This is a genomic window from Halomonas sp. MMSF_3323 (assembly GCF_030733595.1).
In the GTDB taxonomy this organism is placed as follows: domain Bacteria; phylum Pseudomonadota; class Gammaproteobacteria; order Pseudomonadales; family Halomonadaceae; genus Halomonas; species Halomonas litopenaei.
Genome location: NZ_JASHIT010000031.1, coordinates 13,480 through 30,768 on the forward strand (window position 1 = coordinate 13,480; position 17,289 = coordinate 30,768).

Below are 17,289 nucleotides of genomic sequence, written 5' to 3' on the forward strand. Positions count from 1 at the left end.
AACCATGCGTCATCGTAAGAGTGGTCGTCACCTCAATCGTACCAGCTCGCACCGCCAGGCCATGTTTCGCAACATGAGCGTGTCGCTGGTCGAGCACGAAGTGATCAAGACAACCCTTCCCAAGGCCAAGGAGCTGCGTCGTCATATCGAGCCGCTCATCACCCTGGCCAAGGAAGACAGCGTCGCCAACCGGCGTCTGGCCTTCAGCCGTACCCGCTCGAAGGAAGCGGTCGGCAAGCTCTTCAATGAGCTGGGTCCGCGTTACGTCGAGCGTCCGGGCGGTTACGTCCGTATTCTCAAGTGCGGTTTCCGCACCGGCGATAACGCCCCCATGGCCTACGTCGAGCTGGTCGATCGCCCCGTCGTTGAAGAAGAGGCCGTCGGCGAGGAGTAATCCTTTCGACAGCGCTTCGACACGACGCGAAACCGACACCTCCGGGTGTCGGTTTTTTTATGTCTGTCATTTGTCGACGAGTTCCTTGTGCACGGTGACCGGAAGCTGGCCGGCACCAGAGGCTTGGCCACCAGGGGCAGCGATGACACAAGCGCCAGGGCTGCGTGTCCGCACGGCGTGGCTTCCCCTATGCTGTCAGTCAGGGACAAGGTATCGGGGGAAAGGCATGCAAAGGACGTGGCAGAGGCTGTTGTCGATGCTGGTGCTATCGCCAGTCATCGCCGTGGCGCAGACGCCAGGCGATCCAGAAGAAGCGGGCAAGGAGGCTGCCCAGGCGTCATCATTGGCCGAGGTGGGGGGCAGTGCGGCGCCCACGGTCGACGCCGCCGAGGTGCGCGACTGCTTTGTACAGATGGGCCAGGGGGCGGTGGGTGACTGCATCGGACTCGCCGCCGACGCCTGCCAGCAGAGCCCGGGCGGGGCCACGACCCTGGGCATCGTCGATTGTCTGGCCCAGGAGACCCGGGTCTGGGATGAACTGCTCAACGCCCAGTACCAGGAGCTGCGCGCGCTGATGCGCGAGCAGGACGAGGGGAATCCTGACGTGGGTATCTCCCGGGTGGACGCGCTAAGGGACGTGCAGCGCGCCTGGATCACCTTTCGCGACGCCGAGTGCGGCTACGCCTATGCCCGCTATCAGGATGGCACCATCCGCAGCGTCGTCGCGGCCGCCTGTCAGCTTGAACAGACCGCCCGGCGGGCGCTTGCCTTGAAGGGCATCCTGCACGAGAGCAGCCTTTAGGTAGGGTGTGGCTGACGCTGCTGTGTCCTCGCGCTTCTGTGTGAAACAAAGAGCGAACCATCAGGAACAGAAAAGGGGAAGGCCTTGGCCTTCCCCTTTCGCTGCTTCTTTCATCGCTGCTTTCGATTGTCGCTGCGGCTACACGCGTTCCACCCGCGGGCCTCAGGCGGTCGCGGTTTCCTTGTCGCCCTTGCGCGAGGTGGGGGCGGCGCGTTTGAGCAGCGGCTTGAGGAAGCGCCCGGTGTGGGAGACCTCCATCTCGGCGAGCTGTTCCGGGGTGCCCTCGGCGATGATGCGTCCTCCGCCGGACCCGCCCTCAGGGCCCAGGTCGATCAGCCAGTCGGCGGTCTTGATCACGTCAAGGTTATGCTCGATGACCACCACGGTGTTGCCGTGGTCGCGCAGCCGGTGGAGGACCGTCAGCAGCTGGCGGATGTCCTCGAAGTGCAGGCCGGTGGTGGGCTCGTCGAGGATGTACAGGGTCTTGCCGGTATCGCGCTTGGCCAGCTCCCGGGCCAGCTTGACCCGCTGGGCCTCGCCGCCGGACAGGGTGGTAGCGCTCTGGCCCAGGCGGATGTAGGTCAGGCCCACGTCGACCAGGGTCTGCAGACGACGGGCGATGGCGGGCACCGGGCTGAAGAACTCCAGCGCCTCCTCCACGGTCATCTCCAGCACCTCATCGATGGTCTTGCCCTTGTAGTGGATATCCAGGGTCTCGCGGTTGTAGCGCTTGCCCTTGCACACGTCGCAGGGCACATAGATATCCGGCAGGAAGTGCATCTCGACCTTGATCATGCCCTCGCCCTGACACGCCTCGCAGCGCCCGCCCTTGACGTTGAACGAGAAGCGGCCGGGCTTGTAGCCGCGTGAGCGCGCCTCCTGGGTGCCGGCGAACAGTTCACGAATGGGGGTGAAGATGCCGGTGTAGGTCGCCGGGTTGGAGCGCGGCGTGCGGCCGATCGGGCTCTGGTCGATGTCGATGATCTTGTCGAGCTGATCGAGGCCCTCGATGCCGGTGTAGGGTGACGGCGTCAGGGTAGTGGCCTTGTTCAGCTCGCGCGCGGCGATCGGCATCAGGGTCGAGTTGATCAAGGTCGACTTGCCCGAGCCGGACACCCCGGTAACGCACACGAACAGCCCCAGCGGCAGCTCCAGGGTGACGTCCTGGAGGTTGTTGCCCGAGGCGCCGGTGAGCTTGAGCATCTTTTCCGGGTTGCCGGGGATGCGCCAGGGCGGTACCTCGATGGCGCGGGTACCGGACAGGTACTGACCGGTCAGCGAGGCCGGGTTGGCCATGACCTCCTCCGGGGTGCCTTCGGCGACGATCTCGCCGCCATGGACACCGGCGCCGGGGCCGATGTCGAGCACGTGGTCGGCGGCACGAATCGCGTCCTCGTCGTGTTCGACCACGATCACCGTGTTACCCAGGTCGCGCAGGCGTTCCAGGGTCTGCAGCAGGCGGTCGTTGTCGCGCTGGTGCAGGCCGATGGAGGGCTCGTCGAGGATGTACATCACGCCCACCAGGCCGGCACCGATCTGGCTGGCCAGGCGGATGCGCTGGGCCTCGCCACCGGACAGGGTCTCGGCGCTGCGCTCCAGGTTGAGGTAGTCGAGGCCGACGTTGACCAGAAACTCGAGCCGCGCCGAGATCTCGTTGAGGATCTTCTCGGCGATCTCGCCGCGCCGGCCAGGCAGGCTCAGTTCACTGAAGTAGCGCTGGGCGTCGCCGATCGGCAGGCGCACCACCTCGGGCAGGGTGGTGTCGTCGACGAACACGTGGCGGGCTTCCTTGCGCAGGCGCGAGCCCTCGCAGGTGCGGCAGGGCTGCACCGCGATATAGCGGGCGAGTTCCTCGCGGACCATGCTCGACTCGGTCTCGCGGTAGCGGCGCTGCATGTTCGGCAGCACGCCCTCGAAGGGATGCTCGCGGGTGACCTTCTTGCCACGATCATTGACGTAGCTGAAGGCGATGTCGTCCTTGCCGCTGCCGTTGAGGATCACCTCGCGCTCGTGGCGGGCCAGATCCTGCCACGGTGTCTCCAGGGTGAAGCGGTAGTGCTCGGCCACCGACTTCAGCTGGTTGAAGTAGTAGACGCTGCGCCGGTCCCAGCCCTTGATCACGCCTTCCGCCAGGGACAGCTCCGGGTGGCTGATCAGCTTTTCCGGGTCGAAGAACTGCTGCACCCCCAGGCCGTCGCAGGTGGGGCAGGCGCCGGCCGGGTTGTTGAACGAGAACATCCGCGGTTCGAGTTCGGCGATGGAGTAGCCGCAGACCGGACAGGCGAAGCGTGCCGAGAACGCCATGTCGTCCTGTTCACCGTCCATGAAGTGGACCATGGCGGTACCGTCGGCCAGACCCAGGGCGGTCTCGAAGGATTCCGCCAGGCGCTGCTCGAGGCCTTCGCGCACCTTGATGCGGTCCACCACCACGCTGATGTCGTGCTTGCGGTTCTTGTCCAGCGGGCGCACGTCGTCGAGTTCCAGCACCTGGCCGTCGACCATGGCGCGTACAAAGCCCTGGGAGCGCAGCTCCGCCAGCAGCTGCAGGTGCTCGCCCTTGCGTCCGCTGACCACCGGGGCCAGCAGCATCAGCTTGCTGCCTTCCGGCAGCGCCATCACCTGGTCGACCATCTGCGAGATGGTCTGGGCCTCGAGGTCCTCGCCGTGTTCCGGGCAGCGTGGGGTGCCGGCACGGGCGAACAACAGGCGCAGGTAATCGTAGATCTCGGTGATGGTGCCGACGGTGGAACGCGGGTTGTGGGAGGTGGACTTCTGCTCGATGGAGATCGCCGGCGACAGCCCCTCGATATGGTCCACGTCGGGCTTTTCCATCATCGACAGGAACTGGCGCGCATAGGTGGACAGCGACTCCACGTAGCGGCGCTGCCCCTCGGCGTAGAGGGTATCGAAGGCCAGCGACGACTTGCCGGAGCCAGACAGCCCGGTGACCACGATCAGCTTGTCACGGGGTAGTTCGACGTCGATCTGCTTGAGGTTGTGGGTGCGGGCACCCCTGACCAGAATCTTGTCCATTCCCACCTCGAAGACGCGGCAAAAGGTCGATTATACGTGGCCGGTCGCCCGGCCGGCAAAGCCACCGGTGAAAAGACGCTTGTGAAATGACTCGAGTGTCGGCATTTTCTGGATCGCCCCCAGGCGCTAGAATATGCGGTCCACCTTCGGGGCTCTCTCCCCGCTCTCAAGCCGGAATTCGTTCATGTCCAAGGCCAGACTCTTGTTAGCCTCCGAGCGGCGCGCCATCGTCGGTCTGGCGGGGCTCTATGCCACACGCATGCTCGGGCTGTTCATGGTGTTGCCCGTACTCGCCCTCAACGCCGACCACCTGGTCGGGGCCACCCCGCTGCTGGTGGGGCTGGCGCTCGGCGTCTATGGCCTGACCCAGGCGGTACTGCAGATTCCCTTCGGTCTGCTGTCGGATCGCATCGGGCGCAAGCCGGTGATTGCTGCTGGCCTGGGGTTGTTTCTGATCGGCAGCGTGGTCGCCGCTCAGGCGGACTCCATCGCCATGATGATTGTCGGTCGCAGTCTGCAGGGCAGTGGTGCGGTGGCCGCCGCCATCATGGCGCTTCTGGCCGACCAGACCCGCGAGCAGGTTCGCACCGCCGCCATGGCGACCATCGGTCTGTCGATCGGCGTGGCCTTTGGCGTCGCCATGGTGCTCGGCCCGCTGGTGGCCAGCCACTTTGGCCTGGCCGGGGTGTTCTACTTCACCGCCCTGCTAGCGGCGCTGGGGATGCTGGTGCTGTGGAAACTGGTGCCGCCGGCGCCGCGCCGGCGCGGCCATCGTGACGTCGGCCTCGACCGCGGGCAGCTCGCCAGTATCCTCGGGCGCATGGACCTGTGGCGCATGGACGCCTCCATCTTCAGCCTGCACCTGATCCTGATGGCGATCTTCACCGCCGTGCCGTTCAAGCTGGTCGATGCCGGCGTCGTCGAAGCCCGCCATGGCCTGGTCTACCTGGTGGTGATGGGACTGTCCTTCGTCGCCATGGTGCCGCTGGTGATCGTGGCCGAGAAGAAGCGCAAGATGAAGCTTATGTGCCTGGGTGCCATCGCTACCATCACCCTGAGTCTGGTCGGGCTGGGCCTCGCCGGTTCGGGCCTGGTAGCCCTGGGCGCCTGGCTGTTGGCCTTCTTTACCGCCTTCAACCTGCTCGAGGCCACCCTGCCGTCGATGATCAGCAAGCTGGCGCCGGCCGGGGCCAAGGGCACGGCTATGGGGGTCTATTCCACCAGCCAGTTCCTGGGGGCCTTCCTCGGTGGTGTGATGGGCGGCTTCCTGGCGCAGCAGTTCGGGCTGTCGGCGGTGTTCCTGGGGGCAGCGCTGCTGGGGCTTGGCTGGTTCGTGCTGATGCTCGGCATGCGCGCGCCGCGCCACCTGTCCAGCGAGGTGGTGGCCCTGGCCGACGAACACGAGAGCGATACCCTGGACAACCTGATGGCGCGCTTTGCCGCCGTCGCCGGGGTCGAGGACGTGCTGGTGGTGCCGGAAGAGCGGCTGGCTTACCTGAAGGTGGATCGCGCCACCCTGGACACCGAGGCGCTGGCGCGGCTGACCCGTTCTTCGACCCAGCGCTCCTAGGTAGCGGTAGATAGTTGCGGTAGATAGCCGCGGCAGATAGTCGCGGTAGATAGTGTCGGCACCTTGTCGCGACATCACGTCGCCGCACACTGTCTGCGCTCGAGTGCCGAGCCGTTCTTCACGGCGGCGAATCGTCTCGATCTCGCGTATAGTAGCGACATCCGCTTTTGTGGCGTCGACCGATCGACGCCGACCGATTGTCACCGGGGGCGTGGCAGCTATCCTGCCCGCCGGCCCGGCACCCATTGTCTGCATCAAGGAGTCAACCATGGCCCGTGGCGTCAACAAGGTCATCCTCATCGGCAACCTCGGCCAGGATCCGGAGGTACGCTTTACACCGTCCGGCACCGCCGTGGCCAACCTGAACCTCGCGACCACCGATACCTGGATGGACCGCCAGAGCGGCCAGCGCCAGGAACGCACCGAATGGCACCGGGTGGTGATGTTCAACAAGCTGGCCGAGATTTCCCAGCAGTACCTCAAGAAGGGCTCGAAGCTGTACATCGAAGGTCGCCTGCAGACTCGCAAGTGGCAGGACCAGAACGGCCAGGATCGCTACTCCACCGAGATCGTCGCCAACGACATGCAGATGCTCGATGGTCGCGGTGAAGGCGGCCAGGGTGGCGGCTTCGGCGGCGGCCCTCAGGGCGGCGGCAACTTCGGCGGTGGTCAGCCCCAGCAGGGCGGTGGCAACTTCGGTGGTGGTCAGCCCCAGCAGGGTGGCAACTTCGGTGGTGGCCAGCCCCAGCAGGGCGGCAACTTCGGTGGCGGCCAGCCCCAGCAGGGCGGCAACTTTGGCGGCGGTCAGCAGGGTGGCGCTCAGCAGAACCGTCCGCCCCAGCAGGCGCCCAACCAGGGCGGTGGTCAGAAGGGCGGCTTCGGCGCACCGGACCCGGGCAACTTCGACGACTTCGACGACGAGATCCCGTTCTAAGTCCCGTTGTGGATGCCATCAAATGGCGTCATTAGCAAACCAAGGAGGCCCTGCATCGGCAGGGCCTCCTTGCGTTTCGGGTCTTCTTTTTTGGTCAGCACCTCTTCAGTGCAGAGCCTCTTCTCGCCCAGTGCCTCTCTCTTGCAGCGTCTCTCTTCGGCCAAGGCGCTTCGCCTCAAGTGCCCGGGGTATCAGGGCGTCCTGGGCATGGCACGCTTGTGGGTGGTGCGTCGCCAGGTGGCGATGATGCGCTCGGCGTCCTCGGGGGCGACACTCTCGCCGGTGAGGAAGCGGTCGATCGCGGCGTAGCTGACGCCGAGGGCTTCCTCGTCACTCAACTGCGGGCGCAGTGACTCCAGGTCCGCCGTTGGTACCTTGTTGACCAGGGTGTCCGGGGCGCCCAGCTGTGCAGCCATGTCGCGGACCTGGCCCTTGGTCAGGCCGGCCAGGGGCGCCAGGTCGCAGGCGCCGTCACCGTGCTTGGTGTAGAAGCCCATCACTGCCTCGGCGGCCTGGTCGGTGCCGATGACCAGGCCTCCTTGAGCGCCGGCCACGGCGTACTGGGCGATCATCCGCTGGCGCGCCTTGATATTGCCCATCACGAAGTCGCGGTGGGCCTGATCGCGAAACTCAAGGCCTGCCTGCTCCAGCGCTTCCAGCATGGCGTCGCTGGCCGGCTTGATATTGACCGTCAGGCACTCGTCCGGCTGGATGGCGTCCAGCGCCTGCCTGGCGTCGTCATCATCCTGCTGCTCGCCATAGGGCAGGCGCATGGCGATGAAGCGTGCTTCGGGCAGTCGCTCCCGCGCCGCCTCGACCGCCCGCTGGGCCAGCAGGCCGGCGCTGGTCGAGTCCACGCCGCCACTGATGCCGAGCACCAGGCAGTGCTGGCCGGTGGTGTGAAGCTGGTCGATCAGAAACGCCTGGCGCCGCTGAATTTCATCCCTGATGTCCGCCCCGGGCTGGACTTCGAGTTCACGCGCGATGATGCGCTGCAACTGGTCGATATCGTCGTGGGTCATCCGTGCCTCCTTGCGGGATTGGGGTGTCAGTCGTGCTCACGCCAGTAGGGCGCGAGCTTGCCGTCGCGAATGTCGCGGTGCCAGTCACACACCCGTTTGAGGGCATGATGGGCCGCCGCCAGGCGGACCTCGTTGCGATCCCCGTCGAAATGCTCGGTGGTGGTGATCACGTAGATCTTGTCCTCGTAGCGAAAACCCCAGCCCAGGCACACCGTGCCCTTGGGCGGTCCATCCTCGGGTTCGCCTGGGCCGGCGATGCCGGTGTTGGCGATCGCCAGCTTGGCGTTGGAGTTGTTCAGGGTGCCCAGCACCATCTCCCGGGTGATCTCCTCGCCGGTCAGGCCGTAGCGCGAGATGGTCTCGAAGGGGATCCCGAGGTAGCGGTTCTTGGCCTCAGGCGAGTAGACGGCCAGTCCGCTGTCGATGACCTGGCCGCTGCCAGGTACGCGGGCCAGTTCCGAGGCGATCAGACCGGCGGTGCAGGACTCCGCGGTGGCCAGCTTGATGTCGTGCTCGGTCAGGTAGTCGACAAGATCTTCCAGCCATTCCATGGCGTGCTCTCCTGCGAGGATGAGAGTGGGAAATGCTCGTTTTGGCAAATTCAGCATAGGGGCTGAAGGCCGGGTCTTCCAACCCACTCCTTGCGAGACGGATGCCTCTCTATCTCCACTGATGTCTTATGTTGCCGTGCAGCCAGACAGGCTAAAGTGATAAGCAGACAAATAATTTAGTGGTGATCCAGGAGGGAGCGGCGGATGCAGGATCTGTTGTGGTACCAGTACGCGTTGATCGGGCTGATCTTCTGCTGGAGCGGTTTCGTGCGCTCCAGTCTGGGGTTCGGTGGGGCGGTGCTGGCGCTGCCCTTCCTGCTGCTGGTGCTCGATGAGCCACTGGTGTTCCTGCCGCTGGTGGCGGTGCATCTGTTGATCTTCTCGAGCTGGATCGCCTGGCGCGGCCATCGTCAGATCCAGCAGACCGGCAATACCGGAGACAGCAATATCGACTGGCGCTACTTGAAGCGCGCGCTGGCGATCATGATCGTGCCCAAGCTGATCGGCGTGGTTGGCCTCTTGACCCTGCCGGCTGAGCTGATGACGGCGGTGATCTTCGTGATCGTGATCGTCTACGGCGCCAGCTACGCCCTCAATCGCCCCTTTCGTAGCCGCAGCAAGACGGTGGACGTGGTGCTGCTGGCGCTGGGCGGCTACGTCAGTGGAGCATCGCTGATCGGCGCTCCGCTGATCGTCGCGGTATTCGCTTCCCATGTGGCCAAGCACCAGTTGCGCGACACCCTGTTTGTGCTGTGGTTCATCCTGGTGGTGATCAAGATGGTGTCCTTCATCATCGCCGGAGTGGACCTGCAGCTCGAGCATCACCTGTGGCTGTTGCCCTGCGCCATGGTGGGCCATGTACTCGGCGAGCGAGTCCACCAGGCGCTGCTAGGTGCTCGCTCCGAGGTGTTCTTCCGGGTGCTCGGGGTGGTGCTGGTGGCGGTCAGTCTGGTGGGCCTTGCGACCAGCGTCGGCTGATCGCGCCAACCGGCAGCAAGACGTTTCACCTCGATGGATGGCGAGGGTCTGCTACCTCCAAGAGGGGCGCTGATCGATGAGCAGTTGGTGTAGAATATGGCCCTTTGGTGTCCTCGGGCGTGATGTGCGAGTGGTGGTTCTCGCCGCTATTCTTGTCGCAGCGTCTGGACACCGGCCGTAACGCCAGGGCGTCGTACGAGTCTCGTGCGGCGCTCTCATGGACGAGGAGTCGTCGTGAAGCTGCTGATTCTGGACGCCGGGCATTGTCTGTCCCTGGCCCTGGCGCGGGAAAGCAATCGGCGCGGTGATACCGAGCTGGTGATCGATCCCGCGACCCGCGTGGATCCTGAAGCGCTGCGTACGCTGGCGCCGGACGCGCTGATCATTCCCCCCTTGTCGCGCCCCTTCAGCGTGCCGCCCGCCGCGGTGGTCGAACACGCCGAGGCGGTCGAGGCCTGCATGGAGGCGTGCCGTGACGTCGGCATACCGCTGGTGTGGTGCGTCTGTGACCAGCTCTACGAGGATGGCCACGATTCGCCCATCGACGAGCACGTGATTCCGGCGCCTCGGGATGAGGGGCTGCGCCGGCTGGTGGCGACGGGCGACCGTATCCGTGCCGAGTGCCCCGAGCACCTGATCGTGCGGGTCGGTCCCATGTTCGCCCTGGAGGGTAGCCACGCCTGGCTCGGCGAACTGCTCGATACCCTGATCGATGGCGGCACCGTGCCCGCCGAGACCGACGTGACCCTGTGCCCGACGTCCGCTGATGCCGTGGCCATGGCGCTGATCGGCATGCTGCAGCAGCAGTCCTGCGGCGCCAATGCCTGGGGCAGCTACCATCTGGCCGGGGTAGAGCCGGTCAGCGCCTATACCTTCGTGTGCATGGTGCGCACCCAGTTGGGCACGCGTCTGGAAGGCCAGGGCGAAAACATCGCGCTGGGCGAGGTGAAGGCGCTCAGCCACCACCATGATCAGCCGCTGCGCCGGGTACTCAACTGTCGCCGGGTGCTGGAAGTGTTCGGGGTACACCAGAAGCCCTGGCGGCTCGAGGTGGGGCGCATGCTCGACACCTGGTGTCGGGCGCGGGAAGACGTGGCCTGCCAGGCGACGAGTCAGGGGAAGGACGCATGAATCTGCTGCGCAGCGTGATCTTCTATATTGGCTATTTTGCCGCGATGCTGGTGTGTGGCTTGCTGTTTCTGCCGCCGGCGCCGCTGCTGCCACTGCGCTCGCGCTATCGGCTGCTCAACCTCTACAACCACTTCATCATCGCCTGGTTCAGCCTGGTGTGCGGGGTGCGCTACGAGATGAAGGGGCGTGAAAAACTGCCCGATGGGCCGGTGGTGATCCTGTCCAATCACCAGTGCGAGTGGGAAACCGTCTACCTGCAGTTGCTCAAGCCTCCGGTGTGCACGGTGCTCAAGAAGGAACTGTTGAACTTTCCGATCTTTGGCTGGGGGCTGCGCCTGTTGCACCCCATCGCCCTGGACCGCTCCAAGCCTGCCCGGGCCATGCGCCAGGTACTGAGCCAGGGAGGCCAGCGGCTCAAGGAGGGGTTGTCGGTGCTGATCTTTCCCGAGGGAACCCGGGTAGAGCCAGGCAAGCGTCGCCGCTACAACAAGAGTGGGGCGGTGATCGCCTGCCGCGCCGGGGTGCCGGTGGTGCCGGTGGCCCACAACGCCGGCGAATGCTGGCCGGGGCGTGACTGGATCAAGCGGCCTGGCCGCATCTCGCTGGTGGTGGGCGAGCCTATCGCCACCGAAGGACGCACCCCTGAAGAGGTGCTGGTCGAGACCGAAGCCTGGATCGAGGCGCGCCTGGAAGAGATCTCCAGCGTGCCGAGACCCGCGCCCGAAGAACTGGCACGCAGTGTCAGTCGCTGAACGCGATCCGGCCCCACTGGGGCCGGTCTTGGGGCGCTCGGCATCATCGCCGATCGCCGAGAGCAAAGGCGGTCAAGCCGTCGCTTCGGTGGTGTTTTCCATCTCCTGATAGCCTGTCCGCTGCCTTTCGGCAACACTCAGGTCGTGTACACGCTCTCGCATGCCGTGAACGTCCCTGATGCCGGGAATAAGTTGGCGCGGATGGGTCCGGTCTGCCGTCAGCAGTATCAGGTTACCCAAGCCAAAGAGCCTGAGCAGCAAAGGCTCTGATGTCGACAGGTCGCGGATGCGTGCGATCTCCAACTGATCCACGCGGCGATTCAAGACGCCGTGATAGTAGTAGACTCGGCGCGGTGTGATATCAAACTTGGTGGTGGCCAAGCCAATGATCTTGCAGATGGGAATAATAAGACAGATCACCCAAACAGTGATGATGGCGCAGGATCGGTTCAAGATGATTGAACTGCCTGGAATGTGCAGGCTGATGAGAAACCCATAAAGATAAACGGCAACATGTACTAAATAGTATGTTCCGATTGATGCGAGCAACAATCCAACTATCAGTGAACCCACTCCCGCCAGAATCGAAGGCTTCAGCGTTGCGATAACGCTTTCATTCGAGGTGCTGCCGCTCATGGTCTTCTCCTTTTGTCGTTGGTGCGGGCAAAGCGAGTGTGGCAGCTCCGAGCATGAAAGGGCTGAAGCTGCCACCTATCGTCAGTCCTAGCCGTTGGCCAGGCGCTCGCGAATATTGTCGGCGCGTTCCATGGAGCCCGGGTGTGACGACATCAGGCTGCTTTCGCCGCCGTCGAGATCGGCGAACTTCTGGAAGCCGGTCATCAGCCCCTCGCGCGGGATGCCCCGCTCGGTCAGCAGGTCGAAAGAGAAGTTGTCGGCGTCGCTTTCCTGACTCTGGGAGAACTGGGCGTTGATGAACTGCTCGCTCAGGTCACCCAGTTGGGAGTCCGACAGGGTCGCCATCGCGCTGTTGCCAGATGCCGCCATGGCATCCCGGGCGATCGCGGTGGCGTAGGCCGTCTGCATGCGCTTGCGGCTATGCCCCAGGGCCACGTGGCCGAGTTCGTGGCCCAGTACGCCCTCGATCTCGTTGTCGTTCATCATGTCCATCAGCCCGCTGTAGACACGCACGCAGCCGTTGGCCATGGCCCAGGCGTTGATGTCGTCGGTCATGTAGACCTTGTAGTTGACCGGGGTGCCTTCGATCTGGTGACCCAGGTGGTCGGCAATGCTTTTTAGGCGCTGTGCATACTCAGAGTCGGGCGACGCCAGGACGGATTGGCTGTCCATCTGCTGGCAGCTCTGGTCAGACATGGCCTTGACCTCGGCGTCGCTGATGGTGGCGGCGTTGAAGCCGGCGAGCCCGGTGTTGATCATGCTGTCGGTGGACATGTTCTCGCAGCCGGTCAGCAGGGTGGTGCAGCCAAGCACGGCGACAGAAAGCGTAAGGCGTAGGTTCATGCTCATCATCCTTGATGAAAGAGGGAGTCGGGATGGTTCCTGCAGGACAGGGTCCTGATCGGCGGTTGCGCGCGCAGGATCGCGACGGGAGTTTCTGGAGCGCAAGCTGACCGTGTTCGGAGTTGTAGCACGCGCTATTGCAGCGCAACAAACCTACCCATTTTTCGTGTTTTTCAGACAACACTTTGTCAGCAATATCGTCTTGCTCTCCCTGGCAGTGGGAATAGCGCTATCCACAAACAACGACGGCGCCCCGAGGGGCGCCGTCGTGTTACTACCTGGCCGGGCTTGATCAGTCGTTGAAGCGCTGCAGCACCAGACAGGCATTGGTACCGCCGAAGCCGAAGCTGTTGGACAGTACGCGATCCAGCTTCACGCCATCACGGCGGCTGGTGACGATATCGAAGCCCTGGGCCTCGTCGTCCAGGTCGCTGACGTTGGCCGAGGCGGCGATGAAGTCGTTCTCCATCATCAGCAGCGAGTAGATCGCTTCCTGCACGCCGGTGGCGCCCAGCGAATGCCCGGTCAGAGACTTGGTGGAACTCATCGCCGGGGTGCTGTCGCCGAAGACCTCGCGCACCGCCTTGAGTTCGGCCACATCGCCCACCGGCGTGGAGGTGCCGTGGGTGTTGATGTAGTCGATGTCGCCGTCGACGCTGGCCATGGCCTGGCGCATGCAGCGAATGGCGCCTTCACCTGACGGCGCGACCATGTCCTTGCCGTCGGAGGTTGCGCCGTAGCCGACCACCTCGGCGTAGATCTTGGCGCCGCGAGCCTTGGCGTGCTCGAGCTCTTCAAGCACCAGCATGCCGCCGCCGCCGGCGATGACGAAGCCGTCGCGGCTCTTGTCGTAGGGGCGAGAGGCGGTCTGCGGGTCGTCGTTGTAGCTGGTCGACAGCGCACCCATGGCGTCGAACAGACACGACAGCGTCCAGTGCTCCTCCTCGCCGCCGCCGGCGAATACCACGTCCTGCTTGCCGAGCTGGATCTGTTCCATGGCGGAACCGATACAGTGGGCAGAGGTGGCGCAGGCAGAAGAGATGGAGTAGTTCACGCCCTTGATCTTGAACGGGGTCGCCAGACAGGCCGAGACGGTGCTGCCCATGGTGCGGGTGACCCGGTAGGGGCCCACACGGCGCAGACCCTTCTCGCGCATCACGTCGGCGGCCTCCACCTGGTTGGCGCTGGAGGCGCCGCCGGACCCGGCGATCAAGCCGGTACGTTCGTTGGACACCTGCTCGGGCGTGAGGCCGGAATCCTCGATGGCCTGGGCCATGGAGACATAGGCGTAGGCCGCAGCGTCACCCATGAAGCGGCGCAGCTTGCGGTCCACCAGTTCGTCCAGGTCGATGTCGACCACGCCGGCGACGTGGCTGCGGAAGCCACGCTCGGCGTATTCTTCCTTGAAACGAATGCCGGACTGGCCGTTCTTGAGTGCCTCGAGTACCTGTTGCCGGTCATTGCCCAGGCACGACACGATGCCCAGACCGGTGACTACCACTCGTCGCATGGGAGCCTCCTGATCAGAAATTCGCGGTGGAGGTGAACAGGCCGACACGCAGGTCGTTGGCCTGATAGATATCGCGGCCATCGACGGAAACGGTGCCGTCCGCCATGCCCAGAATCAGGCGGCGGGTGATGACGCGCTTGATATTGATGCGGTAGGTGACCTTCTGGGCGTCAGGCATGATCTGCCCGCTGAACTTGACCTCGCCGCAGCCCAGCGCCCGGCCGCGTCCGGGGTGACCGAGCCAACCGAGGTAGAAGCCCACCAGCTGCCACATGGCATCGAGGCCGAGGCAGCCGGGCATGACGGGGTCGCCCGGAAAGTGGCAATCGAAGAACCACAGGTCAGGGCGGATATCGAGCTCGGCGATCAGTTCGCCCTTTCCGTACTCGCCACCCTCTTCGTAAATGCGCGTGATGCGGTCGAGCATCAGCATGTTGGGGGCCGGCAGCTGGGCATTGCCCGGGCCGAACAGCTCACCGCGGCTGCAAGCCAGCAGTTCATCGCGATCAAAAGAGTGTTGCTTGGTCACTGGAGCGTTCCGAGAGTCGAAGTGATGTACGCCGCGCACGGCAATCTGCCGCCATGCGGCCTGCCTAGTCTACTGTTCGTGGGGGCTGAATGCACCCCGTGGGCCTTCGATCATGGTCGTGGTAGACAGAAAGTCTGCTTTGACACTACAGATTCCGGGCAAAGCGCCGATAACGACAGCACACTTTTTTCGCGTTCTCTATCGCGGGAGTCCAATTCGACCATGTGGCCTCGGTTATCTTTCAATCGCCCGCTGATCTGGCTCGGGCTCTCGGCGATGTCAGCCGTCCTGTGGCTGCCGAGCGTCTCGCTCAGGCTCGGTGCGCTGTTGCTGATGGCGGTGGCCATGTGGGACGGCTGGCGTCAGGTGAAGCTCGAGCAGCGTCGCTCGCGGTTGACCGAGCAGGTGATGCGACAGTCGGGGGAGGCGGTGATGATCACCGACGACCAGCACCGTATCCAGGCGGTCAACCCGGCCTTTACCGAGCTCTCGGGGTTCGAGCTGTCCGAGGTGGCCGGCCTCAGCGCCAGCAACCTGGCGGCGGCGCGCCATGACAGTGCCTTCTTCGAGCGCTTCTGGCAGGCGCTGATCAGCGCCGGTCGCTGGGAAGGCGAGCTGTGGCAGCGACGCAAGGATGGCAGCGAGTACCCCATGTGGCTGGAGGTCCAGGTGATCACCGACCCCCATGGCCGCGCCGAGCACCATATCGCCACCTTTACCGATATCTCGCTGCGCAAGGCCCGGGAGCAGGACCTCAGGCGGATCGGTCGGGAGGATCCGCTGACCGGGCTGCCCAACCGTTTCCGTCTTCATGAATTGCTGGCCTCGCGTCTGCGTCATCTGCGTGCCGGTGAGTGCCTGGATCTGGCGCTGATCGATATCGATGGTTTCAAGGAGATCAACGACGGCCTCGGTGTCAGCGCCGGTGATCGATTGCTGGCACGTTTCGGCAAGCGCCTGGCCGGGCATGTGGCCGGCGGTGTGGTCGGGCGGCTGGGCGGGGACGAATTCATGGTCCTGCGTACCACTACCTACGACGATCACGAGCGCTGGGTCGAGGGCTTGAGGAGCCATCTGGGGGAGCCGTTCGAGATCGACGGCAGCACCTTGAGGCTCGGCATTACCATCGGCAGCTGTCGTGCCCCGGAAGACGGCAACGATGATGGCGTGCTGTTTCAGCGCATGGAGGCGGCGCTGGCGTCCGCCCGCCGCCATGGCGGTAATTGCTGCCAGCGCTTTCGGCCTGCCCTGGACGTCGGTGACGGTCCCAATCTGACGCTGCTCAATGACCTGCGGGAAGCGCTGGCCCAGGGAGGACAGCTTGAGCTTCACTACCAGCCACAGCATCGCCTCGCCGATGACGCCATGATCGGCATGGAGGCCTTGCTGCGCTGGCGTCATCCCCGCGACGGGATGATCTCCCCGGCGGAGTTCATCCCCCTGGCGGAGCGTCATGGACTGATGGCGCCGCTGGGTGACTGGGTGATTCATCAGGCCTTGACCCAGCTCGCCCACTGGCGCTCGCGGGGGTTATCGCCGCTGCCGGTGTGGATCAACATCTCGGCGATGCAGCTGTTCCAGGGCGACCTGGAGAAGACCCTGGCCACCGGCCGCGCGCGCCATGACGTGGCGTCCCAGTGGCTGGGGCTCGAGCTGACCGAGTCGGTGCTGCTGGACGATCGTGGCGGCGATATCGTGCCGCGCCTGGAGCGATTGCGTGACCTGGGCCATCGCATCGCCCTCGACGACTTCGGTACCGGCTATTCGTCGCTGGGCTATCTCAAGGAGTTGCCGCTGGACAAGCTCAAGCTGGATCGTGCCTTCATCAAGGCGCTGCCGGGTGACAGTGCCGATGCGGCCATCGTCAACGCGGTCACGGCGATGGCCCGAGGGTTGTCACTGGAGATACTGGCCGAGGGCGTCGAAACCGCAGAACAGCGCGACTACTTGCGCCAGGCCGGTTGTGATGAGGTGCAGGGGTACTTCTACGCCCGGCCGATGCCGGCCCACGAGCTCGAAGCCCTGTGGCGGGAAAGCGCTACCCGTCAAGAGGCCAATACCCGTCAGGCGGTGGCCTGATGGCGCCTTCCGCCCTTGTTCAGCCTGAGCGTCGACGCAGGCCGATGCCGATGACCAGGCACAGCGAGGCCCAGATCAGCGCCTGGGTCGGCAGCAGCCAGTCGGCCAGCTCGACGCCCGCCAGTGCCGCGCCGCCCAGATAGGACGAGGGGCCGCCGATCAGGCCGCCGAGGGCGGCGAGCCAGGGGCGCGCCCATAGCCACTCCAGCGAGTGATGAATCAGGGTGGCGAACAGCGGCCACAGCCACAGTAGCCACAACGCCAGCGGACCGAGGCTCGGGTTCTGCGGGTCGAAGCGATAGCCGCCCAACGCCGCCAGTGAGCCATCGATCACGACCCCAGCCAGCAGAAACCCCAGCAACCAGCGCCATTCTCCGGGCTTGGCCAGCCAGCGCAGGTGAGCCACGATCACCGCCAGGGCAATGGCTCCGCCGGCCCAGGCGCCCATCAGCACACAGCCGAACCAGCCCAGCTGGAAGCCCGCCACATTGAGCAGCGAGGCCTGCCAGCGGGGGGGCATCGGTC

General features: G+C 64.7%; 16 protein-coding genes. 8 read left to right on the plus strand and 8 right to left on the minus strand.

What is annotated here, in order from left to right; all coding sequences use genetic code 11:
* Positions 1-4: 4 nt before the first annotated feature.
* Complete coding sequence (gene rplQ / locus RBB39_RS15665) at positions 5-394, plus strand: 50S ribosomal protein L17 (protein ID WP_045990838.1); 390 nt, start codon at positions 5-7, stop codon at positions 392-394.
* A gap of 226 nt (positions 395-620) precedes the next feature.
* Positions 621-1,196: a lysozyme inhibitor LprI family protein gene (locus RBB39_RS15670; RefSeq protein ID WP_306169179.1), complete on the plus strand. Its 576-nt coding sequence runs from the start codon at positions 621-623 to the stop codon at positions 1,194-1,196.
* Between the two features lie 162 nt (positions 1,197-1,358).
* Here RBB39_RS15670 and uvrA read toward each other — a convergent pair whose 3' ends face one another.
* Positions 1,359-4,229, minus strand: a complete 2,871-nt coding sequence (uvrA, locus tag RBB39_RS15675; protein WP_045990837.1) for an excinuclease ABC subunit UvrA — start codon at positions 4,227-4,229, stop codon at positions 1,359-1,361.
* A 184-nt stretch (positions 4,230-4,413) separates the two neighbouring features.
* Here uvrA and RBB39_RS15680 point away from each other — a divergent pair, with 184 nt between their 5' ends.
* Both RBB39_RS15680 and ssb read left to right on the plus strand, forming a co-directional pair.
* A complete protein-coding gene (locus RBB39_RS15680) occupies positions 4,414-5,799 on the plus strand; it encodes an MFS transporter (protein WP_108133424.1) in 1,386 nt (461 codons plus the stop codon).
* A 268-nt stretch (positions 5,800-6,067) separates the two neighbouring features.
* On the plus strand, positions 6,068-6,733 hold the full coding sequence (ssb, locus tag RBB39_RS15685; protein WP_045990835.1) for a single-stranded DNA-binding protein: 666 nt from the start codon (positions 6,068-6,070) through the stop codon (positions 6,731-6,733).
* Between the two features lie 191 nt (positions 6,734-6,924).
* Here ssb and nadE read toward each other — a convergent pair whose 3' ends face one another.
* A complete protein-coding gene (nadE, locus tag RBB39_RS15690; RefSeq protein ID WP_371931878.1) occupies positions 6,925-7,755 on the minus strand; it encodes an ammonia-dependent NAD(+) synthetase in 831 nt (276 codons plus the stop codon).
* A gap of 26 nt (positions 7,756-7,781) precedes the next feature.
* Entirely contained in the window at positions 7,782-8,306 is a 525-nt protein-coding gene (locus tag RBB39_RS15695; RefSeq protein WP_045990833.1) for a CinA family protein, read from the minus strand.
* Positions 8,307-8,510: 204 nt separating this feature from the next.
* Between RBB39_RS15695 and RBB39_RS15700 the strand changes: the two genes are divergently transcribed.
* The 3 genes from RBB39_RS15700 to RBB39_RS15710 all read left to right on the plus strand — a co-directional run bounded on the left by RBB39_RS15700 (position 8,511) and on the right by RBB39_RS15710 (position 11,167).
* Complete coding sequence (locus RBB39_RS15700; RefSeq protein ID WP_045990832.1) at positions 8,511-9,284, plus strand: sulfite exporter TauE/SafE family protein; 774 nt, start codon at positions 8,511-8,513, stop codon at positions 9,282-9,284.
* 234 nt (positions 9,285-9,518) lie between these two features.
* Positions 9,519-10,415, plus strand: a complete 897-nt coding sequence (locus tag RBB39_RS15705) for a sugar nucleotide-binding protein (protein ID WP_045990831.1) — start codon at positions 9,519-9,521, stop codon at positions 10,413-10,415.
* Complete coding sequence (locus RBB39_RS15710) at positions 10,412-11,167, plus strand: 1-acyl-sn-glycerol-3-phosphate acyltransferase (RefSeq protein WP_045990830.1); 756 nt, start codon at positions 10,412-10,414, stop codon at positions 11,165-11,167. The genes RBB39_RS15705 and RBB39_RS15710 overlap by 4 nt, the downstream gene beginning before the upstream one ends.
* A 72-nt stretch (positions 11,168-11,239) precedes the next feature.
* On the opposite strand, the gene RBB39_RS15715 is transcribed toward RBB39_RS15710, so the two are convergent.
* The 4 genes from RBB39_RS15715 to fabA all read right to left on the minus strand — a co-directional run bounded on the left by RBB39_RS15715 (position 11,240) and on the right by fabA (position 14,685).
* Positions 11,240-11,803 carry a PH domain-containing protein gene (locus tag RBB39_RS15715; protein WP_306169180.1) on the minus strand — a complete coding sequence of 188 codons (564 nt, stop codon included), beginning with the start codon at positions 11,801-11,803 and terminating at the stop codon, positions 11,240-11,242.
* Between the two features lie 87 nt (positions 11,804-11,890).
* A complete protein-coding gene (locus tag RBB39_RS15720) occupies positions 11,891-12,646 on the minus strand; it encodes a M48 family metalloprotease (protein WP_222517130.1) in 756 nt (251 codons plus the stop codon).
* A gap of 292 nt (positions 12,647-12,938) precedes the next feature.
* A complete protein-coding gene (gene fabB, locus RBB39_RS15725) occupies positions 12,939-14,156 on the minus strand; it encodes a beta-ketoacyl-ACP synthase I (protein ID WP_045990828.1) in 1,218 nt (405 codons plus the stop codon).
* Positions 14,157-14,169: 13 nt separating this feature from the next.
* The gene (gene fabA, locus RBB39_RS15730) at positions 14,170-14,685 is read right to left on the minus strand and encodes a 3-hydroxyacyl-[acyl-carrier-protein] dehydratase FabA (protein WP_045990827.1); all 516 of its coding nucleotides are present in this window, start codon (positions 14,683-14,685) and stop codon (positions 14,170-14,172) included.
* A 222-nt stretch (positions 14,686-14,907) separates the two neighbouring features.
* Between fabA and RBB39_RS15735 the strand changes: the two genes are divergently transcribed.
* Positions 14,908-16,764, plus strand: a complete 1,857-nt coding sequence (locus RBB39_RS15735) for a bifunctional diguanylate cyclase/phosphodiesterase (RefSeq protein ID WP_045990826.1) — start codon at positions 14,908-14,910, stop codon at positions 16,762-16,764.
* 19 nt (positions 16,765-16,783) lie between these two features.
* Here RBB39_RS15735 and RBB39_RS15740 read toward each other — a convergent pair whose 3' ends face one another.
* Complete coding sequence (locus RBB39_RS15740) at positions 16,784-17,284, minus strand: DUF2878 family protein (protein WP_045990825.1); 501 nt, start codon at positions 17,282-17,284, stop codon at positions 16,784-16,786.
* Positions 17,285-17,289: the final 5 nt, after the last annotated feature.

What these genes read in the sequence shown, in the direction of transcription:
- RBB39_RS15700 (WP_045990832.1), top strand. Translation starts at nt 8,511, where the DNA reads ATGCAGGATCTGTTGTGGTACCAGTACGCGTTGATCGGGCTGATCTTC.
- RBB39_RS15710 (WP_045990830.1), top strand. Translation starts at nt 10,412, where the DNA reads ATGAATCTGCTGCGCAGCGTGATCTTCTATATTGGCTATTTTGCCGCG.
- nadE (WP_371931878.1), bottom strand. Translation starts at nt 7,755, where the DNA reads ATGACCCACGACGATATCGACCAGTTGCAGCGCATCATCGCGCGTGAA.
- RBB39_RS15735 (WP_045990826.1), top strand. Translation starts at nt 14,908, where the DNA reads ATGTGGCCTCGGTTATCTTTCAATCGCCCGCTGATCTGGCTCGGGCTC.
- rplQ (WP_045990838.1), top strand. Translation starts at nt 5, where the DNA reads ATGCGTCATCGTAAGAGTGGTCGTCACCTCAATCGTACCAGCTCGCAC.
- RBB39_RS15680 (WP_108133424.1), top strand. Translation starts at nt 4,414, where the DNA reads ATGTCCAAGGCCAGACTCTTGTTAGCCTCCGAGCGGCGCGCCATCGTC.
- RBB39_RS15715 (WP_306169180.1), bottom strand. Translation starts at nt 11,803, where the DNA reads ATGAGCGGCAGCACCTCGAATGAAAGCGTTATCGCAACGCTGAAGCCT.
- RBB39_RS15740 (WP_045990825.1), bottom strand. Translation starts at nt 17,284, where the DNA reads ATGCCCCCCCGCTGGCAGGCCTCGCTGCTCAATGTGGCGGGCTTCCAG.
- RBB39_RS15695 (WP_045990833.1), bottom strand. Translation starts at nt 8,306, where the DNA reads ATGGAATGGCTGGAAGATCTTGTCGACTACCTGACCGAGCACGACATC.
- ssb (WP_045990835.1), top strand. Translation starts at nt 6,068, where the DNA reads ATGGCCCGTGGCGTCAACAAGGTCATCCTCATCGGCAACCTCGGCCAG.
- fabB (WP_045990828.1), bottom strand. Translation starts at nt 14,156, where the DNA reads ATGCGACGAGTGGTAGTCACCGGTCTGGGCATCGTGTCGTGCCTGGGC.
- RBB39_RS15720 (WP_222517130.1), bottom strand. Translation starts at nt 12,646, where the DNA reads ATGAACCTACGCCTTACGCTTTCTGTCGCCGTGCTTGGCTGCACCACC.
- uvrA (WP_045990837.1), bottom strand. Translation starts at nt 4,229, where the DNA reads ATGGACAAGATTCTGGTCAGGGGTGCCCGCACCCACAACCTCAAGCAG.
- RBB39_RS15670 (WP_306169179.1), top strand. Translation starts at nt 621, where the DNA reads ATGCAAAGGACGTGGCAGAGGCTGTTGTCGATGCTGGTGCTATCGCCA.